Origin of the sequence: Methylotenera sp. (assembly GCF_029945705.1) — a bacterium.
Classification (GTDB): Bacteria; Pseudomonadota; Gammaproteobacteria; order Burkholderiales; family Methylophilaceae; genus Methylotenera.
On the sequence record NZ_JAQSDC010000040.1, the window covers coordinates 52433 to 69852 of the forward strand.

Sequence of the window (17420 nt, forward strand, 5' to 3'; positions counted from 1 at the left end):
AAGCATATAGTAGCATATTTTATGCAGTTTTTCTAAGGTGCATTAAGCGCCAGAGCGCATAGCACGCACTACTTATAGCCTACAACTTATTGTTTTATTAAATAGTAATCTTAACTATTAATCCGCTTGTTTGCGTAAAAATGCAGGAATATCATACTCTTCAACACCTGACATTTTCATCGCCTCTACTTGCGCACGGCGGTTGTTTGAACTGAACACTTGTGGTGTATCATCTTCATCCACACTACCGCCCACAAACATTGGCTGGTTAGTTGTACCGTTACGCACTACTTCTTGTGTCATCACGCGTAGTTCTGGTTTTTGTTGACGACGTTGTGCACCAGTTAAACCAGTTGCTACCATCGTTACACGCAAGCCATCACCCATCGCTTCATCAAACACGTTACCTACGATTACAGTTGCATCATCGGCTGTAAACGCTTTGATAGTATTCATCACATCATAATATTCTTTCATTTTGAAAGAAGCAGAAGTTGTAATATTCACTAAAACGCCGCGAGCATTTGCAAGGTTAACATCTTCAAGCAATGGACTTGCAACCGCTTGTTCAGCCGCAATTCGCGCACGGTCTGGACCAGACGCAATAGCTGAACCCATCATCGCCATACCCATTTCAGACATTACTGTACGTACATCGGCAAAGTCAACGTTCACTAAACCTGGGCAATTGATGATTTCGGCAATACCAGAAACCGCGTTATGCAACACATCATTAGCCGCTTTAAAAGCTTCTAAAAATGGCACATCTTCGCCCAATACTTCCATCAATTTTTCGTTAGGAATCACAATCAGTGAATCTACGTATTTTGACAACTCTTCTAGACCATCAGTTGCAACTTTAGTGCGTTTACCTTCAAAGGAGAAAGGTTTAGTCACGACTGCAACAGTCAAGATGCCCATTTCTTTTGCGATTTGCGCAATCACTGGTGCTGCGCCAGTACCAGTACCACCACCCATACCCGCTGTGATGAACAGCATGTCTGCGCCGTCGATTAACTCTGCAATGGCATCACGGTCTTCAAAAGCAGCATCGCGGCCGATTTCTGGTCTTGCCCCAGCACCTAGGCCCTTGGTCATCGCCACGCCCATTTGCAATACTGTTTTTGCTTGGCTCTTTTTCAAAGCTTGCATATCAGTATTGGCGCAAATGAACTCAACGCCACCAACGCTTTTTTCTATCATGTGCGCTACTGCATTACCACCACAACCACCCACGCCAATGACCTTAATAACGGCTTCTTGAGCATTTTTTTCCATAATTTCAAACATTTAATATCTCCTCTTTTTAAATTTACATCTGCCTGTTTATTACAGTTAACTACCTACTTCTGCCTGAACTACTCGTACAACTTTTTACTACTTAAAAATTTCCTTGAAACCAACTCTTCATTTTCTCTAACATTCTTCCAAATGAACTTGATTCCATTTGCCCACTAATATGTCTTTCTAACTGCTGCTTACCCATTAACACCAAGCCAACACCTGTAGCATAACGAGGGTTACTGACCACTTCTGATAGACCGCCAACATAGCGTGGAAGCCCCATGCGCACAGGCATATGGAATATTTCTTCGCCAAGTTCGACCATGCCTTTCATCATTGCGGAACCGCCAGTAATCACGATGCCTGATGCAATCATTTCTTCCATGCCGCTACGGCGTAATTCATTAAGTACCAACTCATATAATTCAACGATGCGTGGCTCTAGTACTTCCGCCAATGTTTGTACTGATAATTGGCGTGGCTCGCGGCCATCAACACCAGGCACTTCAACAATTTCACGTGGGTCAGCTAACTGACGGAGCGCACAGCCATGCTTCACTTTAATATCTTCGGCTGATTGCGTTGGCGTGCGGAAAGCAACCGCCACATCATTAGTCATTTGATCGCCAGCGATAGGCACCACTGCGGTATGTCGAATAGCGCCTTGTTTGAATACCGCAATATCCGTTGTACCGCCGCCAATATCAACTAAACAAACACCTAACTCTTTTTCATCTTCTGTTAATACTGCAAGGCTAGAAGCCAGTGGTTGAAGGATCAAATCACTCACTTCAATACCGCAACGCTTGATGCATTTCACAATATTTTGTGCGGCTGCTACGGCGCCAGTGACGATATGCACTTTCACTTCAAGCTTCATACCGCTCATGCCTAAAGGTTCACGTACGTCCTCTTGACCATCGATGATGAATTCTTGCGTGAGAATATGCAGAATTTGCTGATCTGCCGGTAAAGCAATCGCACGGGCTGTTTCAATCACGCGGTCTACATCCATTTGCGTGACTTCAGCATCTTTAATTTTCACCATGCCATGTGAATTCAGGCTCTTGATATGGCTACCTGCAATGCCCGTATAGACATTGTTGATTTTACAATCAGCCATCAACTCAGCTTCTTCCAAAGCGCGCTGAATGGATTGCATGGTGGATTCAATATTCACCACCACGCCTTTTTTCAAGCCGCGTGAAATATGCTGCCCTAGCCCGATGACTTTCACCGTACCTTCTGGTTGCAATTCAGCAACGATGGCAACAATTTTTGATGTGCCTATATCTAGGCCTACAATCAAATTCTTATCTTCCTTTATTCTACTCATGGCTTGCTCCCTCCGTGCTTAGCGCACGGTTATGTCTGTTGCTTAATAATGTCAGTTGGCTTAGTTTTGCCAGGTTTCAAAACACTGGGTTTTGAAATGCTAGGTTTCAAAGTACTTGGTTTTAAAATTGTTGTATCCAAATCCTTACTTTCTGCGACGGGCTTCACTTGCACTGGCTTACGCACTGCGAACCCATTGGGGTAGCGCAAATCGGCATAAGTCACTTTCATATTCAGGCCTGCAATTGTGCGGCTATAGACACTGACAAACTTTTCTAATCTTGGCTGCATTTCTATGCGTCCTAGCTCTACCACCATGCCATTTGTTGTTGTCACTTCCCAAGCACGTCTTGGCGTAAGGGCTAAATTTGCGATGTCTAAATTAGCCGTTTTCAATATTTTGCTAAACTCACCGTACTGAGATGCCACTTCAATCACGCCGTCACCTGGCCCGTAAAACATGGGTAAATCACTACCAGAAGCTGCATGAAACAACTCACCATGTGTGTTCACTAATGCAATCGTTCCCCAACGCGCCAACGCTTGATGCTCTTCGATCATCACTTCTAAAGTATCTGGCCAGCGACGACGCAAACTCACATTGCGTGCCCAAGGTAACTTTTCAAAAGCATTACGCGCTTTTACTAAATCCAATGTAAAAAAATTACCTTTTAGGTGCTTAGCGACAATCAGCTTAATTTGCTCACGATTCACGTGGCTAAGCTCGCCATCAACCTTCACTTCACGTAATGGAAAAATTGGTAAATGCACCACGGCAAAGAGCGCCGCATAGAGCATCACCACCACGCTCAAAGCAAAGAGTAGGCTCGCAATCCAATTTAGCAATGTAGGTTTATCCCACATCCGCAAGCTCCAAAATACGTACCACTAACTGCTCAAAACTAATACCTGTCGCTTTTGCCGCCATCGGCACCAAACTGTGGTCTGTCATCCCTGGACTTGTATTCACTTCTAAAAAGTAATGATCTCCCGCGTCGTCCATTAAGAAATCCACACGTCCCCAACCACGGCAGCCTATTGCTCTAAACGCCTGCAAAGCCTCTTGCTGAATTTGTGCTTCTTTCTCTGCGCTTAATCCGCAAGGGCATAAATACTCAGTGTCGTTACGTAAATATTTCGCTTCAAAATCATAAAATTCATTTTTTGGCACAATACGAATAATGGGCAGCGCTTGATAACCACCTTTACCATCACCAATAATGCCCACGGTATATTCACCGCCATTGATAAATTTTTCAGCAATCACCAATGGATCCGCTTCTGCGGCAATTTTATAAGCTGCTTCTAAACCACCCGCTTGTTTTACCTTGCTAATGCCGATGCTAGAACCTTCATTCGCTGGCTTCACAAACAACGGCAAACCTAATTCTTTCTCGATTACGTCAAAGTCACTCGTAGCTGTCACCAACTCAAAGTCTGGTGTAATAACGTTCATCGCGCGCCACAATAATTTTGTGCGCCATTTGTCCATGCCAATGGCTGAGGCCATGACACCACTACCCGTATATGGGATGTGCAACATTTCAAGTGCGCCTTGTATGCAACCATCCTCACCAAAACGTCCATGCAAATTAATAAATACATGGTCAAATACTTCTAAGTCATGCAGTGGCTTATCGCGTGGGTCAAAGCCATGTGCATCAATCCCTTGCGCTTGCAATGCTGCTAACACCGCGCCTCCACTTTTTAGCGATACTTCGCGCTCACCTGATTTTCCACCAAGCAATACCGCTACTTTTCCAAATTTCTTACTTAAACTGTTGTCATTCATACCCTAATATTCCCCAATGACTTTTACTTCTTGTTGCAATGCCACGCCCTGTTTCTCTAACACGGTTTCGCGCATATGTTTAATCAACAACTCAATATCTAGCGCGTTTGCATCGCCAATATTCACAATAAAATTGGCGTGCTTTTCTGAAACCTGCGCACCACCAATGATGTAACCTTTCAAACCACTGGCTTCTACCAGCCTTGCGGCATAATCACCTTGTGGGTTTCTAAACGTTGAGCCTGCACTTGGTAAATTAAGCGGCTGTGAAGCTAATCTTGTCGCCAATAAATCTTTAATCTTTTTTGCTGACTCATGCGCATCGCCTGCTTTTAATGCTAACCAGGCCGCAATAAACCACTCGCCCACCACGGGCATATCGACATGGCGATAACTTGCCATAAACTCTGCCGCAGCACGTTTATTTAACTCACCTTGACGGTTAATCGTAGTCACACTATTCACGACATTCCAAGTTTCTGTGCCGTAACAACCAGCATTCATTGCTAGCGCACCGCCCAAAGTACCTGGAATACCGGCAAAGAATTCCGCACCTTGTTTGGCTTCTTTCGCGCAAAATTTAGCCAACTTGCCGCAGGTCACGCCTGCCTCGGCGTACACCAAGTCGCCATCCATCTTCAAGCCAGTTAAAACGTTATGCATGATGATGACCGTGCCGCGTATGCCGCCATCTCGCACTAATAAGTTAGATCCTAAGCCAACAAAGTGGATGGCTTGATTCGTCTCAATATTTCTTAAAAACGCCTGTAAATCTTCCAAGTCTGCTGGAATGTAGAGTTGATCTGCCTTACCACCCACGCGCCAGCTGGTATAGCGAGCCATAGGCTCGTTTAATAACAACTTTCCAGTGTGTTGTTGAGTGGTAGCCATCATCACGTTTACTGCACTCCCACTTCCAAAACACTTGCGGCTAAGATTCTGGTTTTTTCTGCCACATGCCCTATCGAACCAGCGCCCATCACAATCACTACATCGTTGGGTTGCGCCATGTTGAGAATTGCCTCTGGCAACTCATCCGTCGTTTCTACAAATAACGGCTCAACTTTGCCTGCAATGCGAATTGAGCGAATTAACGAACGCGTGTCTGCTGCCACAATAGGTGCTTCACCTGCTGAGTAAACTTCTGTGAGCAATGCCACATCAGTACTTGAAAGCACGCGCACGAAATCTTCAAAACAATCACGTGTACGCGTATAACGATGCGGCTGAAATGCCATCACTAATCGGCGGTTTGGAAAAGCCGCGCGTGCAGCGGCTATGACCGCTTGCATCTCGACTGGATGATGCCCATAATCATCAATCAAGGTAAACGCACCGCCGCCTTTAACTGCAATTTCGCCGTAGCGCTCAAAACGTCTGCCCACACCTTTAAAGTCTTTTAATGCTTTAATAATTGCCGCGTCAGGTACATTCAACTCGCTGGCAATCGCAATCGCCGCAAGCGCATTGAGTACATAATGATTGCCTGGCAGATTCAAGGTCACATCAAACTCTGTTACCACGCCATTGATGCGTTGCGCCGTGAAATGCATTTTTCCGTCATCTGCACGTACGTTGATAGCTCTAACCCGCGCATCTTCACTAAAGCCATAAGTCATCACGGGCTTAGTCACGCGAGGCAGAATCTCGCGAATATTGGCATCGTCGATACAAACCACTGCCATACCCCAAAACGGTAATTGCTGTAAAAATTCTACAAACGCGCTTTTTAACTTATCAAAGCTGTGCTCGTAAGTATCCATGTGGTCTTGGTCGATATTGGTCACTACCGCCATGACGGGTGTGAGGTGCAAGAACGAAGCATCGGATTCATCTGCTTCTGCCACAATGTATTCACCAGTACCTAATTTGGCGTTAGCATTGGCTGCTTCTAATTTGCCGCCAATCACAAAAGTTGGATCCATACCCGCTTCAGCCAAAATACTGGCAATCAAGCTAGTTGTGGTCGTTTTGCCGTGCGTACCTGCAACTGCGATACCTTGCCTAAAGCGCATTAACTCAGCTAACATCAACGCACGTGGCACTACAGGAATATTTTTTGCACGCGCCGCTTTGACCTCTGGGTTTTCTTCATTCACAGCGCTTGAAACCACGACAACATCAGCATCACCTAGATTTTCTGCCACATGTCCTTGATGCACGATTGCGCCAAAACTTTCTAAACGTTTAGTCGTGCCATTACTGGCTAAATCAGAGCCTGAAACTTTGAAGTCTAGGTTAATCAGCACTTCAGCAATGCCGCTCATACCAGAGCCGCCGATACCGACAAAATGTATGTTTTTAACTTTATGTTTCATGTTTTTGCGCTAAAGCGCTACCTCCATACAAATTTTCGCTACACTTGCGGTCGCTTCTGGTTTGCCTAATGCTCGCGCTTTAATCGCCATATCCAAGCATTTTTCGCGGCTTAAATCCTTTAACAAAGCCACTACTTTTGGTACTGTAAACTGTGGTTGCGGTAGCAAAATCGCCGCACCCGCATCTGATAAATATCTTGCGTTAGAAGTTTGGTGGTCATCCACAGCATGTGGAAATGGCACTAATACACTCGCCACGCCAACAGCAGAAAGCTCTGCAACAGTCAGGGCTCCTGCACGACAAATCACTACATCAGCCCATGCGTACATATCAGCCATGTTATTGATAAAGGCTTTCGCATCGGCACTTACACCAGCGGCTTGATAGTTGGCTTGTAGCGTCGCAATATGCTTTTCGCCCGCTTGATGCACGACTTGCGGACGATTTTCAAGTGCAATTTCAGCAAGCGCTTTAGGTATCACTTCATTCAAAGCTTGAGCCCCCAAGCTACCGCCTACAACCAACATGCGTAAAGCGCCTGTATTAAGTCTATTTTCAGGTGCTGCAACTTGAGTAATATCTGCGCGCACTGGGTTACCTACTAGCTGAGCTTTGTTACCGAATGCATTTGGAAATGCAGCCAACACACGCGTTGCAAACACCGCTAATACTTTATTGGTTAAGCCAGCAATTGAATTCTGCTCATGTATCACCAATGGCTTGCCTAATAATTTAGCCATCAAACCACCTGGGAATGCGGCAAAGCCGCCCATACCCAACACTACATTTGGCTGATGTTGACGAATCGCTGAAATACTTTGTGTAAATGCTTTTGCCAATTTAACTGGCAGCAACACCCAACCCATTACGCCGTTGCCGCGCACGCCACGCATAGTAATCATGGCTTTTTCATAGCCTTTATTTTCAGTCAGGCGATTTTCCATACCGCCTTCGGTGCAGAGCCACACAATATTCCAGCCTAGATTTTTCAAATAATCAGCCACAGCCATTGCAGGGTAAACATGACCACCCGTGCCACCAGCCATCACCATTAATGTTTTCACTGGCGTACTCATGCTGGCAGACCTTTTTGCAAGCGACGGTTCTCAAAATCAATTCTGAGCATGATGGCCATCGCGATACAGTTAGCTAATATGCCGCTGCCGCCAAATGAAAGTAGCGGCAAGGTCAGCCCTTTTGTTGGCAACAGTCCCATATTCACACCCATATTAATGATGCCTTGCACGCCCATCCAAACACCTATACCTTGCGATAACAGCGCTGCAAAATAACGCTCATTGGCGATAGATTCCTTGGCGATACCAAACGAGCGAATGACTATCCATGAGAACAAGGCAATCACGCCTAACACGCCAACAAAACCCAATTCTTCAGCAATCACTGCTAATAAAAAGTCGGTATGCGCTTCTGGCAAGTAGAGCAATTTTTCTACGCTAGCGCCTAAACCTACGCCAAACCATTCTCCACGCCCAAATGCAATCAGCGCATGTGAAAGTTGGTAGCCTTTTCCATATGGATCAGCCCATGGATCCATAAAGCCAATGACGCGTTCTAGGCGATACGGCGAGCTCCAAATCAAGAAGACAAATCCGACTACTAGCAATACCAGCAAGCCCGCAAAAATACGTCCGTTGATACCGCCTAACCATAAAATGGAAATCGAGATGGCAGCGATTACCGCAAATGCACCGAAGTCTGGCTCGCGTAATAGCAATCCACCTACTACCAGCATCACCATTAACATTGGGAAGAAGCCGTGTCTAAAACTATCCATCACCGCAGCTTTGCGCACGGTATAGTCGGCAACGTACATGGCTGCAAACAGTTTCATAAACTCAGAGGGTTGTGGGTTAATCACAAATAAACGCAACCAGCGCCGACTTCCACCCGCTTTTAAGCCTATGCCTGGAATCAGTACCAATATCAGCAATGCCAAACCAATCAAAAACAGATAGGGCGCCATTTTTTGCCACCAAACGATAGGTATGTTAAATGCCACAAATGCTGCGCTTAGCGCCACCACCATAAATATGGCCTGATGCACTAAGTAGTAACTACTGTTATAACCTACGCCTTTGTCGGCCTCAGCAATGGCAATGGAAGCTGAGTACACCATCACTAAACCGATACCTAGCAAGCATAGGACTACCCAAAGTAAACCTTGGTCGTAACTTGGGGAGTTAATACGATCGCGATTGAGCATGGCAGTAATCATGCTAGCTCCTTCAGGCTGGTTTTTAATGCAGTCACCGCTGCCACAAACACCTCTGCACGATGTACGTAATTTTTAAACATATCAAAACTTGCGCAGGCAGGTGACAGCAACACGGCTTCATCTGCTTTGGCTAACTTTTTGGCAATGTTGACCGCCTCAGGCAAATCAATGGCTTGATAAAGCGGGATATTCGTTGGAATCAATACAGCCTCAATTAACGGTGCATCGCGACCAATCAACACTACAGCGCTTGCGTTCTCGGCTACTGCAGCTGCAAGCGGCGTAAAGTCTTGGCCTTTACCATCGCCACCAGCGATTAACACTACTTTTTGCGCTAAGCCATTAAGTGCCGCGCAAGTGGCACCGACGTTAGTACCTTTTGAATCATCGTAATAATCTACGTTATCAATATTGGCAACCCACTCAACGCGATGTGGCAAACCCTTAAAATTATAAAGGGTTTGAATGATGTGGGCATAATCAACGCCTATGCCGCGGCACAGAGCAACCACCGCCAAAGCATTCGCTGCATTATGTAAGCCAACTATTTTCAAATCTTGCAAGTTGATAAGTTCTTTATCGCCTTCGCAAAGCCATGTATCGCCATCCACCTGCTTTAAGCCGTATGAATTTTCCTCGCTGTTATTATCATTGCCATCGTCCAAGCCAAATGTCACCTGAGTTAATTTTGGACGCGCCATCATCATGCTCCACGCGTCATCGCGATTAAGCACTTGCAGCTTAGCATTGTAGAAAATTCGCGCTTTCGCAATGGCGTAATCTTGAAAGCTTGCGTATCTATCCATGTGGTCTTCAGATAAATTCAGCATAGTGGCAGCATCAATCTGCAGGTTACTTGTCGTTTCCAACTGAAAGCTAGAAAGCTCAAGTACGTAAACATCAGGTATTTCCATCATGAGCGCATCTAGCACTGGCAATCCAATATTGCCCGCTACAATGGTTTTCAAACCCGCTGCTTTACAGATTTCACCGACTAAAGTCGTGACCGTTGTTTTGCCATTCGCGCCAGTAATGGCAATCACTTTCGCGCTAGCTGGCCGATATTGCGCAAACAATTCAACATCGCCCACAACACTTACGCCGCGCTGAATAGCCGCTTGAATTTCAGGCTCGCTTAAAGGCACACCAGGGCTGGCAACAATTAAGTCAACATTAGCAAAACTAACTGCTTTAAATGCGCCAATGTAAATAGTCACTTGTGGCAACTCTGCTTTTAAAACATCCAAACCCGGAGGATTTTCACGCGTATCGGCCACAGACAAAAGTGCGCCCTGCGTGGCAAGCCAGCGCAAGGAAGATAGACCCGTTTCACCAAGGCCTAGCACTAATACTTTTTTGTCTTTTAGGGCGATTTTCATATTGATGTATTTAATAAGCTGCCTATTTATCTCAATTTCAAACTAGCTAAACCAATCAACACCAACATCATGCTGATAATCCAAAAGCGCACGACGACTTGTGTTTCTTTCCAACCTTTTTCTTCGTAGTGGTGATGCAATGGTGCCATTAAGAAAATGCGACGTCCGACGCCATATCTCCTTTTGGTGTACTTGAAATACATCACTTGCACCGCTACCGAGAAGGTTTCCACCACAAACACGCCACCCATAATGAATAAAATGACTTCTTGACGAACAATGACTGCAACAATACCCAACGCTGCACCTAATGCCAGTGCGCCCACGTCGCCCATAAACACCTCGGCTGGATAAGCGTTAAACCACAAGAAACCAAGACCAGCACCAGCCATGGCGGCACAAAACACCATTAACTCACCTGCGCCCGCAACATACGGCACACCTAGGTATTTTGAAAAGTACAAATGCCCAGCTACGTAAGCAAAAATGCCCAATGCTCCCGCCACCATAACGGTTGGCAGAATTGCCAAGCCGTCTAAACCATCAGTTAAATTCACAGCATTGCTGCTACCCACCACCACTAAATAGGTCAGCACGATAAAACCTACTGCGCTTAAAGGCAGTACTAGGTGCTTAAAGAATGGAACGATAAGTGTAGTTTCCACAGACGTGGTAGAGGTTTTGTACAAAAATACCGCTACAGCGATGCCAATCAAGCTTTGCCAAAAGAACTTCGCTTTTGCAGATAAGCCTTTTGGATTTTTGTAAACCACTTTACGGTAATCATCTACCCAACCCACAGCGCCAAAACCTAGTGTTGTCGCTAACACAACCCATACAAAACGATTACTTAAATCTGCCCAGAGAATGGTAGAGATTGCAATTGCAACCAGTATCAAGGCTCCGCCCATGGTTGGGGTTCCAGTTTTAATCAAATGCGTTTGTGGACCGTCATCACGTACCGCTTGACCGACTTTATACTCAGTCAGTTTGCGTATCATGCTTGGACCAACGATAAATGAAATCGCTAAAGCAGTTAGTGTGGCTAATACAGCACGCAAAGTGATGTAATTGAATACATGGAATCCACGAATATCGTGTGACAGCCATTGTGCTAATGTAAGTAACATTTAGTGTCCCTCTCCACTTTTTACAGTTGAACTTTTTATTATAATTTCATCCACCACACGCTCCATCGCCATAAAGCGTGAGCCTTTCACCAACACATTCACGCCCTGTTTCATCTGCTTAACCAAATCAGCAGTTAATGCTTGAGGTGTTGAATAATGTCTTGCACCTTCACCAAAAGCTTTTGCGGTTTCCACACTCATTTCACCCAATAGATATAAGGCATTCAGACCACTTGTTCTAGCATAGCTACCAACCTCTGCATGCATTTCTGCCGCGTTATCTCCAAGCTCACCCATATCACCAAGTACCAATATTTTTTCACCTGGTATTGCCAACAACACATCAACCGCCACCTTCATCGACATCGGGTTTGCGTTATAGGTATCGTCAATGACTAAAGCGCCGTTTAGCCCTGACTTTTGCTGTAAGCGGCCTTTGACACCCGCGTAATTTTCTAGCCCTGTTGCAATCGCTTGAAGTGTCGCACCCATTGCCAATGCCACTGTAGTTGCCGCGAGAGCATTCATTACGTTGTGTAAACCTGGGGTTGGTAGGCTTACTTTCACATCACCTAGTGGTGTTGTGATTTCAATATCACTCGCACTGGCTTGCAGTTGATATTGAGCAGTGACATCCGCTTTATTTTTAAGCCCAAATGTCATGATTTTGCGTTGACCAACTAAGCCCAGCCATAGCGGTGCAAAGACATCATCCGCGTTAATCACCGCGGTACCATCTGCAGCCAAGCCTTCAAATATTTCACCCTTAGCTTGCGCAATCGCTTCAAATGAACCAAGTTCGCCTATATGCGCATTGCCTGCGTTATTAATTAGCGCAACTGTTGGCTCACCAATGTTAGATAAATAGCTGATTTCACCTGTGTGATTCATACCCATCTCAGCCACGGCATAACGATGTTGAGCATTCAACTTAAGCAAAGTAAGTGGCAAACCGATGTGGTTATTTAAGTTACCCACGGTGGCTAACACTTCATCAGACTGCTTGCATTCAGCCCTTAAAATTGAAGCCAACATTTCTTTAACGGTAGTTTTTCCGTTACTACCCGTTACCGCTGCAAGTGGAATGTCAAATTTGCTACGCCAATATGCCGCTAACTCGCCCAACGATTGGCAAGTGTCTTCAACCAATATGGCAGGCTGAACATTAAGGTTTTTATCTGAAATCAATACAGCAGCTGCGCCCTGAGCAATGGCTTGCGCAGCAAAGCTATGCCCATCAAAGTTATCTCCCTTCAAGGCCACAAATAGCTGACCTTTGGTGACGTTGCGGCTATCTGTACCCACACTTGTGAATGCCAAGTCTGTGCCTAACAAGGTAGCTTTTATGGCTTTTGCAGCTTCGGATAGCAACATCATATTGCAGCTCCGTTTCTGGATTTTGCTTGATACTGTTTAAGTGCCGCTTGAGCAATCAGCGCATCATCAAACGGCTGCTTCACCCCTAAAATTTCCTGATAGTTTTCATGACCCTTACCAGCCACCAAAACAATATCCGCTGCATTTGCACCAAAAATCGCAGCGTGTATTGCATTAGCACGGTCACTATCAATCACATAGCCAGCCTTCATCTCACTGACGACGGCAGCAATAATGGTTGCTGGATTTTCACTACGTGGATTATCTGAAGTCACATATACTTGATCTGCTAGTTTGCTGGCAATCTTACCCATTAGCTGACGCTTACCTGCATCACGGTCGCCACCACAGCCAAATACGCAGATTAATTTGGCAGGTTTTTCTGCTAAGTCGATCTGCTCTTTTAATGTGCTTAATACTTTTTCTAAGGCATCTGGCGTGTGCGCATAATCAATCACCACTAAAGGCAACTCGCCACCACCGAATTGCTGCATACGCCCGAGAACAGGCTTGATTTTTGCAATAGCCTCTAACGCATCTGACAAACTTATTTTAAGTGCCAATAATGTTGCTAGCACCGCCAACACGTTATAGGCGTTAAACCGACCAAGCACTGGCGCGCTAAGAAGCGCATTGCCTTGTGGCGTATCTACCTGCATAGTTAAACCTGCATCATGCAACTTCAACTCACTGCCTTGCACATCTGCACTCGTTAAGCCGTATGTCAAATATGACTTTGCTTGCGCTTTCAACGTACTTGCTAACGATTGTCCAAACACATCATCTGCATTGACTACCGCCGTGCTTAAACCTTCCCAAGCAAATAGTTTCTGCTTGGCGGCGGCATAAGCCTCCATGGTTTGGTGATAATCCAAATGGTCACGGCTTAAATTGGTAAGCACAGCGACATCAAACTTCACGCCATTCACGCGACCTTGATCTAAACCGTGCGATGAAACCTCCATCGCAACCGCATCTGCCTGCTGCTCAACATAATCAGCCAACATCGCTTGCAACAATATGGCATCTGGCGTGGTATTAGCGGCCTCAGTTTGAGCGTCTAAAAAACCATTACCTATCGTACCCAACACCGCTGTTTTCTTGCCTAACAATGACAAACATTGCGCAATCCATTGGCTCACCGAAGTTTTACCATTCGTACCAGTCACACCAATCATAGTTAATTGGCTTGATGGATTTTGATAAAACTCTGCCGCAATAATGCCTGCTTGCTGTTTTAAATCTTGCACAGCGAGGTTAGCCACTTGACTATTACTATTCTCAGCACTATTCCAACCATCATTCCAAGCAAAACCTTCTTGCTCCCAAACCACAGCCGCAGCACCAGCTTGTATGGCTTGAGCAATGTGTTGGCGACCATCGTTATGCGCCCCTGGATATGCCAAGAACAGTGAACCTGTTTGCACTTTTCTGCTATCGGCAGTGATAGAAGTGAATGATTGATTTAATGAAGAGAGAATACTCACATCCCCTCCTTAGCATCTTCAGCATTACTTTCAAGCACCACATTATTATCTGGCGCATCTTGCGGCACAGCGAACAAGCGCAAAGTGTCTGCCATAATGTTGCTAAATACTGGTGCGGCTACCGTACCGCCATAATATGAGCCGTTACTTGGCTCATCAATCATCACCGCTATAATAAAACGTGGATTAGATGCAGGTGCCAACCCAACAAATGAGGCTACGTATTTTTTCTCTTCGTAACCATGGGCACCCACTTTGTGCGCCGTACCTGTTTTACCACCAACTCGGTAGCCCAACACTTGCGCCTTAACTGCTGTACCACCAGGTTGCACAACTAACTCCAACATGTCTTTGACGCTATTTGCTGTAGCCGCTGAAAATACTTGCTGACCAATTGGCGCTTCATTAATCTTAAGTAACGATATAGGACGCAACTCGCCTTCATTAGCAAATACGGTATACAACCTAGCTAACTGCAACAAAGTCAAACTGATACCATGCCCAAAAGACATGGTTGCCATTTCAATAGGACGCCATGTTTTATAAGGGCGCAATCTACCAGTGGCTTCACCAGGGAAACCTACACCTTCCACATGCCCCAAGCCAAGCTCGTTGTATACATTCCACATAAACTGCTTATCTAAAGTGAGGGCAATTTTAGAAGCGCCTACGTTTGAAGATTTTTGTATCACCTGAGCAACAGTTAAAATTCCCTCTACATGCGCATCATGAATTGTAGCTGGACCTATACTTAATGTACCAGGCGCAGTTTGAATTTTAGTATCTGGCGTATATTGACCAGATTCAAGTGCCGCCGCCGCAGTGACTGGCTTCAATGTAGAGCCTGGCTCAAACGTATCAACAATCGCCCGATTGCGAGTTTTACCCTTGATATTCACAGGATTGTTTGGGTTATAGGTCGGCACATTCGTCATCGCCAACACTTCACCTGTTTTGGCATCTAACACAATCGCCGCACCGGCTGCTGCCTTATTAGCCTCAACAGCTTTAACTAATTCGCGATGGGCAATATATTGAATTCTAAGATCTAACGCCAACGAAATATCACGACCATCTTGCGGTACTTTTACAGCTTGCAAGTCTTCGATAATATGACCAGACCTATCCTTAATGACGCGGCGACTACCATCCACGCCAGAAAGCGGACCATTCATCGCCAGCTCATAGCCCTCAAGCCCTCTATCGCCCGTGCCTTTATCATCTGGCCCAGTGAAGCCAACCATGTGCGCAGTGACATCACCCGCTGGGTAATAACGCTTGTATTCACGCTGCAGCTCTATTCCAGGAATGCCAAGCTTCATTACCTTTGCCGCTAACTCAGGGGAAATACGGCGTTTTAAATAAACAAACTCACGCTCATCATTGGCTAACTTTTTCTTAACTTCATCAAGCTTTAAATTCAACAACGCTGCAACTTGTTTGGTTTGAGCAGCATCAATCACCACATCTGGAGGGCTTGCCCACACGGATTCCACTGGCGTACTGATAGCCAATAGTTCGCCATGTCTATCCGTTATTTTTCCGCGCTGAGAAGTTAACACAAGGTTACGGCTATAACGTGCATCACCTTTTTCTTGTAAGAATTTCTTGTGGATGCTTTGTAAATAAACGCCTCGTCCCAGCAAAGCCACAAAACCCGACAATACCGCAATCAGCAATACGCGGCGGCGCCATGCAGGCAACTTCACCACAATAGGCGCAGCGATGGATGATCGATTGATGGAGCGAAAAGCCATTAAGGCGTCACCCCGTTTGGCTGGGTTGATTGCGTTGCTGGCTGCACTACTGATGACTGCACTTCAGTTGACTGCATTACAGCTGCTTGCATATCTGCCGTTGAAATCACTTGCACACGCTTAGCATCTGGCACTTGCATTTGCATTTGCTGCGATGCAATTTGCTCAATGCGCGAGTGCATCGCCCAAGTACTTTGCTCAAGCTGCAACTGACCATATTCTTGCTCAGTTTGTTTTGCAGCTTGGTTTGCGCGCTCTAATTCTATATAAAGATTACGCGCTTTGTGCTGTGAATTCACTAGCCCTAAAGCCGAGAACATCAACGCAAAAAATAAAATGAGATTTAAACGCGTCATGCTACGTGAGTTCTTTCAGCCACACGCAGCACCGCGCTTCGTGAGCGCGGATTTGCTTTAACTTCTTTAACACTTGGCTTAATTGTTTTGCCCACACCCTGCATTTTTGGCTGTGGTAAATCTGCTGCACGTACTGGAAAGTTAGCAGGCAAGTCATCGCGATTCGCTTGATCGCGAATAAACTGCTTCACAATACGGTCTTCTAGCGAATGGAAACTAATCACCGCTAATCGACCCTGTGGCGCTAACAGTGCCAAACATTGCGGCATCGTTAACGATAACTCCTCAAGCTCTTGATTGACGAAAATCCGTAAAGCTTGAAATGTACGCGTTGCGGGGTTCTGCCCAGGCTCAAACCGCGTGACTGCCCCTGCCACGACCTTGGCAAGTTGCCCTGTAGTGGTGATGGCGCGCCCGTCATTGCGCTCCGTAATAATCGCCCTTGCAATCTGCTTAGCAAACCGTTCTTCACCATAATTTTTTATAACCTCCCCTAAATACTGCTCCGTTGTATTGGCTAGAAAATCTGCCGCTGTTTGCCCACTACTTTGATCCATGCGCATATCCAGCGGCGCATCGTACCTAAAACTAAAACCTCGGCTTGCATCATCGATTTGCGGTGATGAAATACCTAAATCCAGCAAAATACCGTCTACTTTTGAAATACCCATTTCGTTCAGCTCGGCCTGCATAGCCGCAAAATGGCTATGTACCATGCTAAAACGTGGATCTGTAATTTCCTTACTTGATTCAATCGCCTTCAAATCACGATCAAACGCAATCAAACGGCCTTTTTCGCCAAGCTGTTCTAATATTTTTCTGGAATGTCCGCCGCGACCAAATGTGCCGTCCACATAAACGCCATCCGCTTTAATATCAAGCGCCTGCACAGCTTCTTCTAGCAGTACAGTAATATGGGAGTTTGGATTGGCGGTTAATTCGGACACTTCTGTTTGCTGCTTTTCTAA

15 protein-coding genes are annotated in these 17420 nt (G+C 45.6%); all 15 read right to left on the bottom strand.

Annotated features, from left to right (window positions below):
* Window positions 1-117 precede the first annotated feature (117 nt).
* The gene (gene ftsZ, locus PSU78_RS08580) at window positions 118-1290 is read right to left on the bottom strand and encodes a cell division protein FtsZ (RefSeq protein WP_300387049.1); all 1173 of its coding nucleotides are present in this window, start codon (window positions 1288-1290) and stop codon (window positions 118-120) included.
* Window positions 1291-1381: 91 nt separating this feature from the next.
* Window positions 1382-2620 (bottom strand): cell division protein FtsA, encoded by a 1239-nt coding sequence (gene ftsA, locus PSU78_RS08585; RefSeq protein WP_300387051.1) that lies wholly within the window; start codon window positions 2618-2620, stop codon window positions 1382-1384.
* A gap of 29 nt (window positions 2621-2649) precedes the next feature.
* Window positions 2650-3483, bottom strand: a complete 834-nt coding sequence (locus tag PSU78_RS08590; RefSeq protein WP_300387053.1) for a cell division protein FtsQ/DivIB — start codon at window positions 3481-3483, stop codon at window positions 2650-2652.
* A complete protein-coding gene (locus PSU78_RS08595; protein ID WP_300387055.1) occupies window positions 3473-4411 on the bottom strand; it encodes a D-alanine--D-alanine ligase in 939 nt (312 codons plus the stop codon). Before PSU78_RS08595 ends, PSU78_RS08590 begins: the two co-directional genes overlap by 11 nt.
* A 3-nt stretch (window positions 4412-4414) precedes the next feature.
* Window positions 4415-5305, bottom strand: coding sequence for a UDP-N-acetylmuramate dehydrogenase (gene murB / locus PSU78_RS08600; protein ID WP_300387057.1), 891 nt, complete (start codon window positions 5303-5305; stop codon window positions 4415-4417).
* Between the two features lie 5 nt (window positions 5306-5310).
* Window positions 5311-6729, bottom strand: a complete 1419-nt coding sequence (murC, locus tag PSU78_RS08605; protein WP_300387059.1) for a UDP-N-acetylmuramate--L-alanine ligase — start codon at window positions 6727-6729, stop codon at window positions 5311-5313.
* A 9-nt stretch (window positions 6730-6738) separates the two neighbouring features.
* Entirely contained in the window at window positions 6739-7806 is a 1068-nt protein-coding gene (murG, locus tag PSU78_RS08610; protein ID WP_300387061.1) for an undecaprenyldiphospho-muramoylpentapeptide beta-N-acetylglucosaminyltransferase, read from the bottom strand.
* Window positions 7803-8966 (bottom strand): putative lipid II flippase FtsW, encoded by a 1164-nt coding sequence (gene ftsW, locus PSU78_RS08615; RefSeq protein ID WP_300387063.1) that lies wholly within the window; start codon window positions 8964-8966, stop codon window positions 7803-7805. Before ftsW ends, murG begins: the two co-directional genes overlap by 4 nt.
* Window positions 8963-10345: a UDP-N-acetylmuramoyl-L-alanine--D-glutamate ligase gene (gene murD / locus PSU78_RS08620; RefSeq protein WP_300387065.1), complete on the bottom strand. Its 1383-nt coding sequence runs from the start codon at window positions 10343-10345 to the stop codon at window positions 8963-8965. The genes ftsW and murD overlap by 4 nt, the downstream gene beginning before the upstream one ends.
* 26 nt (window positions 10346-10371) lie before the next feature.
* Window positions 10372-11475 (bottom strand): phospho-N-acetylmuramoyl-pentapeptide-transferase, encoded by a 1104-nt coding sequence (gene mraY / locus PSU78_RS08625; RefSeq protein WP_300387067.1) that lies wholly within the window; start codon window positions 11473-11475, stop codon window positions 10372-10374.
* The gene (gene murF, locus PSU78_RS08630; RefSeq protein WP_300387069.1) at window positions 11476-12852 is read right to left on the bottom strand and encodes a UDP-N-acetylmuramoyl-tripeptide--D-alanyl-D-alanine ligase; all 1377 of its coding nucleotides are present in this window, start codon (window positions 12850-12852) and stop codon (window positions 11476-11478) included. It abuts the gene before it with no gap.
* Window positions 12849-14339 carry a UDP-N-acetylmuramoyl-L-alanyl-D-glutamate--2,6-diaminopimelate ligase gene (locus PSU78_RS08635; RefSeq protein WP_300387071.1) on the bottom strand — a complete coding sequence of 497 codons (1491 nt, stop codon included), beginning with the start codon at window positions 14337-14339 and terminating at the stop codon, window positions 12849-12851. Before PSU78_RS08635 ends, murF begins: the two co-directional genes overlap by 4 nt.
* A complete protein-coding gene (locus tag PSU78_RS08640; RefSeq protein ID WP_300387073.1) occupies window positions 14336-16096 on the bottom strand; it encodes a penicillin-binding protein 2 in 1761 nt (586 codons plus the stop codon). Before PSU78_RS08640 ends, PSU78_RS08635 begins: the two co-directional genes overlap by 4 nt.
* On the bottom strand, window positions 16096-16452 hold the full coding sequence (gene ftsL / locus PSU78_RS08645; protein WP_300387075.1) for a cell division protein FtsL: 357 nt from the start codon (window positions 16450-16452) through the stop codon (window positions 16096-16098). The genes PSU78_RS08640 and ftsL overlap by 1 nt, the downstream gene beginning before the upstream one ends.
* Window positions 16449-17399, bottom strand: a complete 951-nt coding sequence (rsmH, locus tag PSU78_RS08650) for a 16S rRNA (cytosine(1402)-N(4))-methyltransferase RsmH (RefSeq protein WP_300387161.1) — start codon at window positions 17397-17399, stop codon at window positions 16449-16451. The genes ftsL and rsmH overlap by 4 nt, the downstream gene beginning before the upstream one ends.
* Window positions 17400-17420: the final 21 nt, after the last annotated feature.

Coding starts and splice junctions, on each gene's coding strand:
- ftsA (WP_300387051.1), bottom strand. CDS start 2,620: ATGAGTAGAATAAAGGAAGATAAGAATTTGATTGTAGGCCTAGATATA.
- murB (WP_300387057.1), bottom strand. CDS start 5,305: ATGATGGCTACCACTCAACAACACACTGGAAAGTTGTTATTAAACGAG.
- murC (WP_300387059.1), bottom strand. CDS start 6,729: ATGAAACATAAAGTTAAAAACATACATTTTGTCGGTATCGGCGGCTCT.
- ftsW (WP_300387063.1), bottom strand. CDS start 8,966: ATGATTACTGCCATGCTCAATCGCGATCGTATTAACTCCCCAAGTTAC.
- PSU78_RS08590 (WP_300387053.1), bottom strand. CDS start 3,483: ATGTGGGATAAACCTACATTGCTAAATTGGATTGCGAGCCTACTCTTT.
- murD (WP_300387065.1), bottom strand. CDS start 10,345: ATGAAAATCGCCCTAAAAGACAAAAAAGTATTAGTGCTAGGCCTTGGT.
- PSU78_RS08595 (WP_300387055.1), bottom strand. CDS start 4,411: ATGAATGACAACAGTTTAAGTAAGAAATTTGGAAAAGTAGCGGTATTG.
- murG (WP_300387061.1), bottom strand. CDS start 7,806: ATGAGTACGCCAGTGAAAACATTAATGGTGATGGCTGGTGGCACGGGT.
- ftsL (WP_300387075.1), bottom strand. CDS start 16,452: ATGACGCGTTTAAATCTCATTTTATTTTTTGCGTTGATGTTCTCGGCT.
- ftsZ (WP_300387049.1), bottom strand. CDS start 1,290: ATGTTTGAAATTATGGAAAAAAATGCTCAAGAAGCCGTTATTAAGGTC.
- murF (WP_300387069.1), bottom strand. CDS start 12,852: ATGATGTTGCTATCCGAAGCTGCAAAAGCCATAAAAGCTACCTTGTTA.
- mraY (WP_300387067.1), bottom strand. CDS start 11,475: ATGTTACTTACATTAGCACAATGGCTGTCACACGATATTCGTGGATTC.
- PSU78_RS08640 (WP_300387073.1), bottom strand. CDS start 16,096: ATGGCTTTTCGCTCCATCAATCGATCATCCATCGCTGCGCCTATTGTG.